We start from the raw sequence: 13,787 nt of genomic DNA on the forward strand, positions 1-13,787 counted from the left end.
TAATTTAGATATTTTCTAATTGTTCATTATCCATTGTTAATTTTTAATTGTTTTAGTTCATTATTTCAGAATATCCAACCGCTTCTCCAATTAAAGTTGCAGCGGTACAATCTGTGATTTTTACTAATACGAATTCGCCTACTTTGTAATTTTCTTTTGGGAAAACCACTACTGTATTTTGAGAGTTTCTTCCGCTCCAGTGCACATCAGAACGTTTTGATTCTTTTTCAATCAATACTTCCACTTCTTGTCCAATGAAACGTTGTGTTCTTTCTAATCCGTGTTTTTGTTGTAAATCTACAATTTCGGTTAACCTACGTTTTTTAACTTCTTCTGGCACATCGTCTTCCATTTTTCTAGCAGCTAATGTTCCTGGGCGTTCTGAATACGCAAACATAAATCCAAAATCATATTTTACATATTCCATCAAACTCAAGGTGTCCTGATGATCTTCTTCAGTTTCTGTTGGGAAACCTGCAATCATATCTTGCGACAATGAAATGTCTGGAATAATTGAATATATTTTATCAATCAACGCCATGTATTCTTCACGGGTGTGTTGACGATTCATTTCTTTTAAAATTCTTGTGCTTCCACTTTGAACAGGTAAGTGAATGTAGTTGCAAATGTTATGGTGTTTCGCAATAACATGCAATACTTCTTCATGCATATCTTGCGGATTCGAAGTAGAAAATCTAAAACGCATTTTTGGGAACAATGTAGCACATTTGTCTAACAATTGCGCAAAATCCATAGCAGTAGCTTTTTGCATTTCTGTAGCTTTGTCGTAGTCTTTTTTCAAACCACCGCCATACCAAAGGTAACTGTCTACATTTTGTCCTAACAAGGTTACTTCTTTAAATCCTCTATCGTATAAATCTTGAATTTCATCAATAATACTTTGTGGTTCACGGCTACGCTCACGACCACGTGTAAAAGGAACAACGCAAAACGTGCACATATTGTCGCAACCTCTAGTAATCGAAACAAAAGCATTAACGCCGTTACTGTTTAAACGAACAGGTGAAATATCGCCATACGTTTCTTCTTTCGAAAGAATTACGTTGATGGCATCTCTACCTTCTTCTACTTCGGCTAATAAATTTGGTAAATCTTTGTAAGCATCGGGTCCAACCACCATGTCTACAATTTTTTCTTCTTCTAAAAACTGACTTTTTAAACGTTCTGCCATACAACCTAAAACCCCAACTTTCATGGTTGGATTGATTTTCTTTACAGCGTTGTATTTTTCTAAACGTTTACGAATCGTTTGTTCTGCTTTATCGCGAATAGAACAAGTATTTACCAAAACTAAATCAGCATCTTCTAAGTTTTGAGTAGTATTATATCCGTTTTCATAAAGAATAGACGCCACAATTTCGCTGTCCGAAAAATTCATTTGGCAACCATAACTCTCTATAAAAAGTTTTTTTGTATTTCCTTCTTTTTGGTCAAGCACTAAACTCTGACCTTGTTTTTTCTCGTCAATTTCCTTTTCCATATAAAGATTTCCTTTAAATCAGTCTGCAAAGATAATACTAAATTATAAAATCTGACAAGATGGCAGAAAAGGTTTAACATGAAATTTTAATTATTTTTATTTTGAGATGATAGAACTATGTTTTTGCTACATTTTACACCTATATATATAGGTGTAAATTATGTTATAAATGAATTAATTATTGGTAAAAATGCATTCAAGAAGGTGAAATTTAAAAAAAATAGATACTTTTGCGATTCAAAAAAATGTGAAATGGCAAAGAATTTAGTAATCGTTGAGTCACCAGCTAAGGCAAAAACCATCGAGAAATTTCTGGGAAGTGAGTATCAAGTAGAGTCGAGTTACGGCCATATTGCCGACTTGCCTTCAAGAGAAATTGGTGTAGATGTAGAAAATGGTTTTAAACCTAAATATGAAGTTTCTGCTGATAAAAAAGCATTAGTGACCAAATTAAAAGGATTAGCTAAAAATGCCGAAATGGTTTGGTTGGCTTCCGATGAGGACCGCGAGGGAGAAGCAATTTCTTGGCACTTATCTGAAGAGCTAAAACTAAAGCCAGAAAAAACGAAACGTATCGTTTTTCACGAAATTACGAAATCGGCTATCCAAAAAGCAATTGAAAATCCGAGAGGAATTGATTATAATTTAGTAAACGCACAACAAGCGCGTAGAGTTTTAGATAGATTAGTAGGTTACGAATTGTCACCAGTGCTTTGGAAAAAAGTAAAAGGCGGATTATCTGCAGGTCGTGTGCAATCGGTTTCTGTTCGTTTGATTGTAGAACGCGAAAGAGAAATTCAAAATTTCAACCCAGAAGCTTCTTACAGTATTACAGCGGAATTCACTAACGAAACTGGAAAAACATTCAAAGCAAAATTACCTAAGAACTTCGCCACTAAAAAAGAAGCAGAAGATTTCTTAACTAAAAATATTGGTTCCTCTTACAAAGTAGGAGATTTAGAAACCAAACCTACAAAAAAATCACCAGCAGCACCTTTTACCACTTCAACGTTACAACAAGAAGCGGCTAGAAAGTTGTATTTACCTGTTGGAATTACGATGCAAATTGCACAACGTTTATACGAAGCCGGACTTATAACGTATATGAGAACGGATAGTGTAAACCTTTCGCAAGAAGCAATGGCAGCCGCTCAAGCTGAAATTACTAGTTATTATGGAAAGGAATTTTCTAAACCAAGAAGTTTTAATACCAAATCAAAAGGAGCACAAGAAGCGCATGAGGCAATTCGTCCAACGGATATGTCGCGTCACACAGTTGATATTGATAGAGACCAAGCGCGTTTATACGATTTAATTTGGAAAAGAACGTTAGCTTCTCAAATGAGCGATGCCGAATTAGAAAGAACCAATGTAAAAATAGAAGCAAGTAATCATTCAGAAATTTTTACAGCAACTGGAGAAGTTATCAAATTTGAAGGTTTCTTGAAAGTATATTTAGAAGGCAATGACGACGACGATGAAGAACAAGAAGGAATGTTGCCTGCCTTAAAAGTTAATGAAAAACTTACCAATAATTATATCACGGCTACGGAACGTTTTTCACGTCCGCCAAGTCGTTACACCGAAGCTTCTTTGGTAAAAAAATTAGAAGAATTAGGAATAGGTCGTCCGTCTACTTATGCGCCAACTATTTCTACGATTATTGCCAGAACTTATGTAGAAAAAGGAAGTTTTGAAGGTCAAGAACGAAAATACACACAAATAGTTTTAAAAAATAGCGAAGTAAAAGCACAAGTTTTAACCGAAAATGTAGGTTCAGACAAAGGAAAGTTAGTTCCAACTGATATTGGAATTATTGTAAATGATTTCTTAGTAAAAAATTTCGGAACTATTTTAGATTATAACTTCACAGCAAAAGTGGAGCAAGATTTTGACGAAATTGCAGAAGGGAAAGTGGATTGGGCAAAAATGATGAATGATTTCTACAAGCATTTCCATCCAAATGTAGTTGATGTTGAAAAAAATGCGGATAGAGAAAGTGGTGAGCGTATTTTAGGTGTGCATCCTGTTTCGGGCAAACAAGTTTCTGTACGTTTAGGAAAATATGGAGCAATGGCTCAAATTGGAGATATTGACGAAGAAAACAAGCAATTTGCAAGTTTACGTCAAGATCAAAACATTGGAAATATTACATTAGAAGAAGTATTGAATTTGTTTTTACTTCCAAAGCAATTAGGAACATACAAAGGGGAAGAAATTGAAGTAAATAATGGTCGTTTTGGACCTTATGTTAAATTTGGAACCCAATTTATTTCATTGCCAAAAGGCGTTGATCCAATGGATGTAACCATGGAAACGGCTCAAGGTTTAATTGATGAAAAAGTACAAGCTGATGCTCCAATTGGAACTTATGATAATTTACCAATTCAAAAAGGTGTTGGTCGTTTTGGTCCTTTCATCAAATGGAATGGAATGTTTATCAATGTAAATAAAAAATACAATTTTGATCATTTATCTCAATCAGATTTAAACGAGTTAATCGAAGAAAAACAGCAAAAAGACATTGATAAAGTAGTTCACGATTGGAAAGAAGAAGGTATCAAAGTAGAAAAGGCACGTTGGGGGCGTTCGGTAATTACAAAAGGAAAAATTAAAATTGAATTGAGTAAAGATGTTGATGCTTCTAAATTAACCTTGGCGCAAGTTCAAGAAATGATTGAGAAAAAAACACCTGCCAAAAAAGCTCCAGCAAAAAAAGCACCAGCAAAGAAAACAACCGCAAAAAAGAAATAATCAATGGTTTTTGATTTTTTACAACCTGTTTCAGCTTCAGTTGAAGAATTTATTTCAAAATTATCTAATCAAACATTAGGTAAAAAAGTTGCGCTGCATACACAAACCGATTTTCCAGTTTTAGAAAATGTTTCATTATCAATTATTACAGTAAATGAAAACAGAGGAGGAAATGGAACAAACGAAGATTTTGGTTTTGAAGATTTTAGAAAACAATTTTACAGTTTATATCCAGGAAATTGGAATGTTTCTATTGTAGATTTAGGAACTATTGAAGCCGGTGCAAGTGTTGAGGATACTTATTTTGTTGTAAAAAAACTTGTTGAAGATCTTATAAAGAAAAATATTACACCAATTATTATAGGAGGAAGTCAGGATTTAACCTACGCCATGTATCGTGCATATGATAATTTAGATCAAATGGTGAACCTGGTGGCTGTGGATAATCAATTTGATTTTGCTAAAGAAGGTGCTTTTGCATCAAGTTCATTTTTGTCAAAAATTATTGTAGAGGAGCCAAATAATCTATTCAATTATGCAAATTTAGGCTACCAAACTTATTATAATTCGCAAGAAGAGATTGATTTAATCGAGAAACTATATTTTGAAGCTTATCGTTTAGGTGAGGTTTCTAATACTATTTCTGTAGCAGAACCTGTTTTTAGGGATGCGGATTTAGTAAGTATTGATCTTTCGTCGGTTCAGTCTGCATTTTCTGGAAATTTCAAACAATTCAGTCCTAATGGATTCAATGGGAAAGAGATTTGTGCATTAACACGTTACGCTGGAATAAGTGATAAAGTTTCATCGTTAGGAATTTTTAATTTTAATGGCATAGCCCAAGAAAATGTTTTAATTGCGCAAATGATTTGGTATTTTATTGAAGGTTTTAGTTTTCGTTCAAACGAGTACCCTTTTGGGACAAAAGATAATTATATTAAATATATTGTACCTATAGAAAACGAAGAGTTGATTTTTTACAAGAGTAATAAAACAGGTCGTTGGTGGATAGAAATACCTTTTTTAACAAATGTTAACAATAAATTAAAAAGAATTACGTTATTACCTTGCACAAATGAAGATTATTTAGCAGCTTGCGAGCAAGAAATACCTGAAAGATGGTGGAAAGCGCAGCGAAGAAATGTATTGTAAATCAGTTGTTTTGCAGTGCTTAAGAGTCCGATTGTGTAAGAGTATTATTAATTTTTAATATTTTTTGTACGTTTTTAAAAAAAAAATTGTTTTTTTGAAAATTATTGAATAGGTTTACGCCCTTAAAAAGAAGTTACATTTAACCCAAATTTATATGAAGAAGTTTGTTGCATTTTCAGCAATTTTGTCATTGTTTATCAGTTGTGGTAAAGGCGATAAAGGAGAAGTAGTAGGAGTTAAAGGAAGAAAATGGCATCCTGAGAAGCCTTATGGGATGACATTAGTTCCTGGAGGAGCCTTTATTATGGGTAAATCAGATGATGATTTAGCTAATATACAAGACGCACCTACAAAAACAGTTACCGTACGTTCATTTTATATGGATGAAACAGAAATCACAAACAGTGAGTATCGTCAATTTGTTGAATGGGTAAAAGACTCAACAATAATGACTCGTTTAGCTATTTTAGCAGACGAACAAGGTAAAAAACCTGGTGATGGTATTGGTGATTTTGCCTTTGCTGATGTTGATCCAGCAAAAATGACTCCTTATGATAAATATATGTATGAAAATTATTACAGTCTTGGTACTGATGATGATATTTATGCAGGGAGAAAATTGAACAGAAAAGTAAAATTGATAAAAGAACCTTCTAAATATCCTGATGAATTTTATGTAGAAGTAATGGATTCAATGTATTTACCTGAGTCTGAGTCGTATAATGGTTTAAAGACTATCGATGCTTCGAAATTAAAATTTAAATACAATCAAGTTGATTTAAATAAAGCGGTAAAGAAAAAGGGGCGTAAAAACTTTTATGAAGATGCGCCGCCAATTGAAATTTATCCTGATACAACAGCATGGATTAAAGATTTTGCTTACTCATATAATGAACCAATGCATAATGACTATTTTTGGCATCAAGCATATGGAGATTATCCAGTAGTAGGGGTGTCTTGGAATCAGGCTAAAGCATTTTGTGCTTGGAGAACAATGTATAAAAATGCTTATGTTAAAAAGAAAAAAGGAAGAGATCAAGTAAATTCATTCCGTTTACCAACTGAGGCTGAATGGGAATATGCTGCAAGAGGTGGTATTTCAGGAGCAACATATCCTTGGGGTGGTCCTTATGCTAAAAATGACAGAGGTTGCTTTATGGCTAATTTCAAACCAAACCGTGGAGATTACGCTGCAGATGGTGCTTTATATACAGTAGAAGCAAAATCATATGAGCCTAATGATTATAATTTGTACAATATGGCGGGTAATGTCGCTGAATGGACAGAATCTTCATATTTTGCTGAGGCATACGAATTTGTTTCAACTATGAATCCACACGTAGCGGACAAAACAAACCAACGTAAAGTTGTTCGTGGTGGTTCTTGGAAAGATGTAGGTTACATGTTACAAGTTTCTACTCGTGATTTCGAATACGCTGATTCAGCAAGAAGTTACATCGGTTTTAGAACTGTTCAAGATTACATGGGGACAGCTGCAACTGGTAACAGACCAAAATAGTATTTAACCAATTTTTATATAATTAACTTAACTAACTAAAATTTATTTATTATGGCATTATTATCACCAAAAGTTATGAATTTCTCATATGGTATGGGAGCTGCGATTGTTATTATTGGAGCATTATTCAAAATTGCTCACTTTGAAATTGGACCTTTAACGGGTACTGTTATGTTAACCATTGGTCTTGTAACAGAAGCTGCAATTTTTGCAATTTCTGCGTTTGAAGAGCCGGCAAAAGAACTTGATTGGTCATTAGTTTACCCTGAATTAGCAGGTGGTGAAGCTACTGGAAAAAAAGCAAAAACTGAAAATCCTGCTGAAGCACAAGGATTATTATCTCAAAAATTAGATAATATGTTAAAAGAAGCTAAAATTGATGGTGAATTAATGGCAAGCTTAGGAAATAGTATTAAAAATTTCGAAGGAGCTGCAAAATCTATTTCTCCAACTGTAGATGCTATGGCTGGTCAAAAGAAATATGCTGAAGAAATGTCTACGGCAGCTGCGCAAATGGAAGCTTTAAATAACTTATATAAATTACAATTAGACAGTGCTTCTAGAAATGCTACTGCAAATCAAGAGATTGCTGATAATGCAGCTAAATTAAAAGAACAAATGCAATCTATGACTTCAAACATTGCATCTTTAAATGCTGTTTACGGAGGTATGCTTACTGCAATGAGTAACAGAGGATAATTAGTTTTATCGTTAAATATTTATTAATTAAAACTAATTTAAAGAAAAAATGGCAGGAGGAAAATTAACCCCTAGACAGAAGATGATTAACCTAATGTACTTGGTTTTTATCGCAATGTTGGCAATGAATATGTCAAAAGAAGTACTTTCGGCTTTTGGTTTGATGAATGAAAAATTCGAAACATCAAATGAATCTGCTTCTAAATCTAATGAGCAAAGTTTAGCTGCTTTAGATTTAAAGGCTAAAGAATCAAAAGGAGAATTTATAAATGCTGCTGTAACAGCACATAAAGTATCTGATGCATCTAAAAAGTTTTATAGTTTTATAGAAACTTTGAAAATAGAAAATTTAAAAGGAACTGAGTCTGAAGATGGTAAATTGCCTTATGAAGCTATGGATAAAGCTGATAACTTAGATCATAGTTGGTTTACTGGCGATGGTTATACTAAAAGAGGTAATGAAGTTATGTCAGCTATTGAAAGCTATAAATCAGAAATGAAATCTGCTTTGAGTGATTCTAAGTATAGTGTTATCTTAAAACAAGTTAATGATGCTTTTAATACTGCGGATGTTAAAAATAAAGAAGGAGTAAGTGTTAAATTTCTAGATTATCATTTTAAAGGATTTCCTCAGATTGCATCATTAGCTAAGTTGTCTGCATGGCAAAGCGATATTAAAAAAATCGAAACTGATGTAATTAATTCTGCACTTGGTAAAGCTGCTGTTGATGAATCTTCTTATAGTAAATTTGAAGCAATTGTTGTTTTAGAAAAGAATGCTTATTTTGCAGGTGAACAAGTTTCTGGTAAAGTTGTTTTGGGTAAATATGATCCAAACGCAAAATTTGAAGGTTTTGTTGGTCCTGGGAAATTAGTAAATGGTCAAGCTGTTATTTCAACTACCGCTGGAGGTATTGGTGAACAAACTTTAGCTGGTTCTTTTAATTTTAAAGAAAATGGTAAACCAATTAATCTTCCATTTAAAGGTACTTATGTTGTAGTACCTCGCCCTAATCAAGCAATAATTTCAGCTGATAAAATGAATGTTGTTTATCGTGGAGTACCTAATCCTATCTCTGTTTCTGTTCCTGGTATAGCTTCTAACAAAGTTAATGCAAGTGCTCCTGGAATGACTAAAGTAGGAGATGGAAAGTTTATGTTAAAACCTCAATCAGGTGCTGAAGTTAAAATTAGTGTAACAGCTACAATGCCTGATGGTAAACCAATGTCAAGTGCTCAAGTATTTAGAATTAAAGGTTTGCCTGCACCAACTGGTAAAGTTGGAGGTACTGACAAAAATAAAGGTCCAAAATCTAATTTAGAAGTGTGTTCAGTTACTGCTGTTATGGAAGATTTTGATTTTCCAGTTAGCGTTAATGTAACTCAATTTAATATTAAAGTTCCAGGTCAGCCAACTATTGTTGTATCTGGGAGCAAGATGGATTCAAGAGCAAGAGCAGCAATTGCTAAAGCTTCAAGAGGAGATATTGTTATCATTTCTGAAATTAAAGCAAGTTTCCAAGGAATTGATCAGGTTGCAAAACGTGTATCGCCTTGTACTTACGAAATACAATAAAAAACTATATTTTGTGTTTATAGTATAAACCAAATAAAAATGAATAAAGATGAATTGGAGAAATAGTATTGCAATTTTAGTATTAGGTTTAAGTACTTCTTTTACCTTTGCTCAGTCTAATCTTTTGAACGCTAAAACACCTGATCAAATCGGGAAAAAAACGGAAGCAGAATTAAGTGCAGACAATGATAAACCATTACCTTACGGATATGTTCATGACAGAGATATCTTAATGGGTAAACGTATGTGGGAAGTTATTGATTTAGATGAAAGAGTAAACTTTCCGCTTTATTTTCCTGTAGATGGTGATGTTATGTCTTCTCCAGATAGAAGACCACTTTATAATGTTTTAATTTCTGCAATTAAAGAAGGAAAAATTTCTGAAGTATATGATTCTAGTTATTTCACTACTAAGAAAACATTAAAAGATATTGAAGCTTCTTTGTTTAAAATTGACACATCTGATGTTGGTAGAGAACAAATGAATGAAGATATTGATGCTTACAGACAAGGTTCTAAACAAATTTCTGAAGAGTATATTAGAAAAACAGAAATTCAAGCTTACAATGTTGATGCATATAAAGTTGTTGGATACTGGTATTTTGATAAACGTCAAGGAGAATTAAAATACAGAATGTTAGGTATTTGTCCTATGGTTCCCGATGTTTATACAATGGGAAATGAAGAAACAGAGGAAGAAATGGTTGAATTATTTTGGGTTTATTTCCCAGCTTCTAGAGATGTATTACATGAAGCTAAAGCTTTTAATAACAGAAACTCTGCAATGTCTTTTACATTTGACCATTTATTAAATGCAAGACGTTTCAGTGGAGTAGTTTATCAAGAAGAAAATGTGTATGGCGATCGTATGATTAAAGATTATATGAAAGAAAATGCACAAATGCAATTATTAGAATCTGAGCGCGTAAAAGAAAAAATTCGCGACTTTGAACAAGATATGTGGAATTATTAATTTTATTTCTCCAATTTCATTTAAAAAAACTCTTACCATTGGTAAGAGTTTTTTAATTTTACACCATGATAGATTTTTTAATCGTTGGAAATGGTTTAGCTGGTATTTCATTTGCTGAAATTGCCCTACAAAACAATAAATCAGTTTTTGTATTTGATAATAATTCGCAACCTTCATCTCGCGTAGCCGGTGGATTATATAATCCAGTTGTGTTAAAGCGTTTCAGTGAAGTTTGGAAAGCTAAAGAACAAATCGACTTTGCATTCCCGTTGTATCATAATATTCAAACTAAATTAGATGTGGTTTTCGATTTTGAAATGCCAATTCTTCGTAAATTATTTTCTATAGAAGAACAAAATAATTGGTTCCAAGCAGCTGATAAACCAAATTTAGCACCTTTTTTAGATTCAAAATTAGTTACAAATTCTTATGAAAGTATTGCTTCTCCATTTCACTATGGAAAAGTGAATCATACTGGTTATCTTGAAATTTCAATTTTAATAGGAGCGTATTCTAATTATCTGAAATCACTAAATAGTTTTTCTGACGATGCTTTTGTTTATGATGAAATTGAATTTTTAGATGGATTCATTCAATATAAAAACATTAAAGCTAGGCATATTATCTTTGCAGAAGGTTTTGGATTACACGCTAATCCTTATTTTAATGATTTGCCGTTAGACGGAACTAAAGGTGAATTGTTAATTATAAAAGCACCAAAATTGCAATTAGATGTAGTTGTAAAATCAAGTGTTTTTATTTTACCCATAGGTAAAGATTTATACAAAGTTGGAGCAACGTATGATTGGTCAGATAAAACGAACAAGCCAACCGAAGCTGGAAAACAAGAATTAGTTGAAAAACTTTCTGAATTAATTTCGTGTGATTTTGAAATTATAAAACATTTTGCGGGTGTTCGCCCAACAGTTAAAGACAGAAGACCATTAGTTGGAACACATCCAATTCATTCGCAATTGCATGTTTTAAACGGTTTAGGTACTCGTGGAGTTATGCTTGGTCCTTATTTAGCGAATCAACTATTTCAGCATATTGAAAATAGTATTCCTTTGGAAAAAGAAATTGATATTACTAGATGTTATAAAAAAAACCGAAACTAAATTGTTTCGGTTTTTTGGTTATCTAAGTGTCGCTTTTTTCTCTCCTTTGTGTTTTTCCCAGTCCTTATCATAACTCATAAACATATTAATCCATACGTTTCTTGATAAACGCATAATTACTGGCATAAAAACGATTAATGTTGCAATAATTACGATGAAATTATTAATTAAACTTTTTTCACCAACAAAGAAATAAGTGATAATAAATGCAGCTACACCAAATGCAATTCCAAGTGCATAACTCACATACATGGCTCCATAAAAAAAAGAAGGTTCCATTTTATATTTGGTTCCACAATGACTACAATTTTCGTGCATTTTATAAACATCAACAACATTATACGGATTTTTGTCTAAATACATGCTTTCTTCATGACAAGTTGGACAACTTCCTGTTAAAATACTATTTAATTTGGATCCTTTTTTTAACATTTGCAAAATATTTTACACAAAGGTACAATAACAAATAATCTGTTGTGTAACAATTATTACAAATATCAATTTGTTTAACGAGAATTTGTTTTTTTTAGTTGTAGACTTTTAAACTCATAAGCTTTTAAACTCATATACTTTTTAAATGCTAAACATACATAATTTATCGGTTTCATTTGGTGGAACTTATCTTTTTGAAGAAGTTACTTTTAGACTAGGTTCTGGAGATAGAGTAGGACTAGTTGGAAAAAACGGTGCTGGAAAATCAACTATGTTGAAAATTTTAGCCAAAGATTTTGCTCCAGATTCGGGTCAAATAGCTACAGAGAAGGAAGTAAAAATGGGATTTCTTCGTCAGGATATCGATTTTGTCAAGGGAAGAACTGTTTTGGAAGAAGCCTACCAAGCTTTTGAAGAAATTAAACGTGCCGAATTTCGAATCGACGAAATCAATCACCAACTAGTTACAAGAACCGATTATGAAAGTCAGGAATATTCCGATTTAATTGAAGAATTGAGCGATGTAACGCATCATTATGAAGTATTAGGTGGTTATAATTATGTTGGAGATACCGAAAAAATTCTTTTAGGTCTTGGATTTAAAAGGGAAGATTTTGAAAATCAAACTGATACTTTTTCAGGCGGTTGGAGAATGCGTATCGAATTAGCAAAATTATTATTACAATCAAACGATATCCTACTTTTAGATGAGCCAACCAATCACTTGGATATTGAAAGTATCATTTGGTTGGAAGGTTTTTTGCGAAATTTCCCCGGAGTAGTCGTAATTGTTTCGCACGATAAAATGTTTTTGGATAATGTTACCAATCGAACCATTGAAATTTCTTTAGGAAAAGCCTACGATTTTAATAAACCGTATTCAGAATATTTGGTATTGCGTCAGGAAATTCGTGAAAAGCAATTGGCAACTCAAAAAAATCAGGCTAAAAAAATAGAAGAAACGGAGAAACTAATTGAGAAATTTCGTGCCAAGGCTTCAAAAGCTTCAATGGCGCAATCGTTGATTAAAAAATTAGATAAAGTTGAACGAATTGAAGTGGATGAAGACGATAATTCGGTGATGAATATATCGTTTCCAGTTTCACAAACACCAGGAAGAGTTGTTGTTGAAGCAGAACACGTTACCAAAGCGTATGGTGACAAAACCATTTTAAAAGATATTTCACTTTTAGTAGAAAGAGGAAGTAAAGTGGCTTTCGTTGGTCAAAACGGACAGGGAAAATCAACATTTATGAAAGCCATTGTAAACGAATTTGAATACGAAGGTTCTATTAAATTAGGTCATAATGTGCAATTGGGTTACTTTGCGCAAAATCAAGCGGAATATTTAGATGGCGAAATCACATTGTTACAAACTATGGAAGACGCTGCAACGGATACGAATCGTTCTAAAGTTCGCGATATGTTGGGTTCGTTTTTATTTCGTGGTGATGATGTAGAGAAAAAAGTAAAAGTGCTTTCGGGTGGCGAACGAAATCGTTTGGCGCTTTGTAAATTGCTTTTACAACCTATAAACGTTTTGGTTATGGATGAGCCGACCAATCACTTAGATATTAAGTCTAAAAACGTTTTAAAGGCCGCTTTAAAGCAGTTTGAAGGAACTTTGTTATTGGTTTCTCATGACCGTGATTTCTTGCAAGGCATGTCTAATATTGTGTACGAATTCAAAGATCAGAAAATTAGAGAATATTTAGGCGACATTAACTTTTTCTTAGAACAGAAAAATGCGATGAATATGCGCGAAATTGAAAAGAAAGATGTAGTTACGAATGCAAATGCGAATAAAGCAGCAAAAAATATTTCATACGAAGATCAAAAGAAAGCTAAATCATTGCAAAATAGATTAAGTAAAATTGAAAGTCAAATTCAGCAATTAGAAAAAGACATTCAGCACGACGATAAAGCCTTAGCCTCAAATTACGACAAACATATTGAAGATGCTACTTTTTTTGCAGCTTACGAAAAAAAGAAAAAAGAGTTGGAAAAATTATTAGAAGATTGGGAAAATATACAATTAGAAATTGAAGAGTTGAATAGTTAGT

10 protein-coding genes are annotated in these 13,787 nt (G+C 32.8%); 8 read left to right on the forward strand and 2 right to left on the reverse strand.

Translation table 11 applies throughout. From position 1 onward, the window contains the following. Positions 1–52 precede the first annotated feature (52 nt). Positions 53–1,501: a tRNA (N6-isopentenyl adenosine(37)-C2)-methylthiotransferase MiaB gene (miaB, locus tag OLM52_RS13585; protein WP_264549030.1), complete on the reverse strand. Its 1,449-nt coding sequence runs from the start codon at positions 1,499–1,501 to the stop codon at positions 53–55. Positions 1,502–1,753: 252 nt separating this feature from the next. Here miaB and topA point away from each other — a divergent pair, with 252 nt between their 5' ends. From topA to OLM52_RS13620, 7 genes are all read left to right on the forward strand, one after another. Continuing rightward, positions 1,754–4,255 carry a type I DNA topoisomerase gene (gene topA / locus OLM52_RS13590; RefSeq protein ID WP_264549031.1) on the forward strand — a complete coding sequence of 834 codons (2,502 nt, stop codon included), beginning with the start codon at positions 1,754–1,756 and terminating at the stop codon, positions 4,253–4,255. Positions 4,256–4,258: 3 nt separating this feature from the next. Continuing rightward, on the forward strand, positions 4,259–5,407 hold the full coding sequence (locus OLM52_RS13595) for a formimidoylglutamase (protein WP_264549032.1): 1,149 nt from the start codon (positions 4,259–4,261) through the stop codon (positions 5,405–5,407). A gap of 154 nt (positions 5,408–5,561) precedes the next feature. After that, entirely contained in the window at positions 5,562–6,926 is a 1,365-nt protein-coding gene (gene gldK, locus OLM52_RS13600) for a gliding motility lipoprotein GldK (RefSeq protein ID WP_264549033.1), read from the forward strand. 51 nt (positions 6,927–6,977) lie between these two features. Next, on the forward strand, positions 6,978–7,625 hold the full coding sequence (gene gldL, locus OLM52_RS13605; protein ID WP_264549034.1) for a gliding motility protein GldL: 648 nt from the start codon (positions 6,978–6,980) through the stop codon (positions 7,623–7,625). Between the two features lie 49 nt (positions 7,626–7,674). Further along, positions 7,675–9,201, forward strand: a complete 1,527-nt coding sequence (gene gldM, locus OLM52_RS13610) for a gliding motility protein GldM (RefSeq protein WP_264549035.1) — start codon at positions 7,675–7,677, stop codon at positions 9,199–9,201. A gap of 49 nt (positions 9,202–9,250) precedes the next feature. Then, complete coding sequence (gene gldN, locus OLM52_RS13615) at positions 9,251–10,174, forward strand: gliding motility protein GldN (RefSeq protein ID WP_264549036.1); 924 nt, start codon at positions 9,251–9,253, stop codon at positions 10,172–10,174. Positions 10,175–10,239: 65 nt separating this feature from the next. Continuing rightward, complete coding sequence (locus tag OLM52_RS13620) at positions 10,240–11,292, forward strand: NAD(P)/FAD-dependent oxidoreductase (protein WP_264549037.1); 1,053 nt, start codon at positions 10,240–10,242, stop codon at positions 11,290–11,292. 18 nt (positions 11,293–11,310) lie between these two features. Here the strand turns inward: OLM52_RS13620 and OLM52_RS13625 are convergent, their stop codons facing one another. Then, on the reverse strand, positions 11,311–11,724 hold the full coding sequence (locus OLM52_RS13625; protein ID WP_264549038.1) for a DUF983 domain-containing protein: 414 nt from the start codon (positions 11,722–11,724) through the stop codon (positions 11,311–11,313). Positions 11,725–11,869: 145 nt separating this feature from the next. On the opposite strand from OLM52_RS13625, the gene OLM52_RS13630 reads away from it, so the two are divergent. Next, positions 11,870–13,786 (forward strand): ABC-F family ATP-binding cassette domain-containing protein, encoded by a 1,917-nt coding sequence (locus OLM52_RS13630; RefSeq protein ID WP_264549039.1) that lies wholly within the window; start codon positions 11,870–11,872, stop codon positions 13,784–13,786. The last annotated feature ends 1 nt before the right edge of the window (position 13,787 follow it).

Origin of the sequence: Flavobacterium sp. N2820 (assembly GCF_025947285.1) — a bacterium.
GTDB lineage: Bacteria > Bacteroidota > Bacteroidia > Flavobacteriales > Flavobacteriaceae > Flavobacterium.

Coding starts and splice junctions, on each gene's coding strand:
- miaB (WP_264549030.1), bottom strand. CDS start 1,501: ATGGAAAAGGAAATTGACGAGAAAAAACAAGGTCAGAGTTTAGTGCTT.
- topA (WP_264549031.1), top strand. CDS start 1,754: ATGGCAAAGAATTTAGTAATCGTTGAGTCACCAGCTAAGGCAAAAACC.
- OLM52_RS13595 (WP_264549032.1), top strand. CDS start 4,259: ATGGTTTTTGATTTTTTACAACCTGTTTCAGCTTCAGTTGAAGAATTT.
- gldK (WP_264549033.1), top strand. CDS start 5,562: ATGAAGAAGTTTGTTGCATTTTCAGCAATTTTGTCATTGTTTATCAGT.
- gldL (WP_264549034.1), top strand. CDS start 6,978: ATGGCATTATTATCACCAAAAGTTATGAATTTCTCATATGGTATGGGA.
- gldM (WP_264549035.1), top strand. CDS start 7,675: ATGGCAGGAGGAAAATTAACCCCTAGACAGAAGATGATTAACCTAATG.
- gldN (WP_264549036.1), top strand. CDS start 9,251: ATGAATTGGAGAAATAGTATTGCAATTTTAGTATTAGGTTTAAGTACT.
- OLM52_RS13620 (WP_264549037.1), top strand. CDS start 10,240: ATGATAGATTTTTTAATCGTTGGAAATGGTTTAGCTGGTATTTCATTT.
- OLM52_RS13625 (WP_264549038.1), bottom strand. CDS start 11,724: ATGTTAAAAAAAGGATCCAAATTAAATAGTATTTTAACAGGAAGTTGT.
- OLM52_RS13630 (WP_264549039.1), top strand. CDS start 11,870: ATGCTAAACATACATAATTTATCGGTTTCATTTGGTGGAACTTATCTT.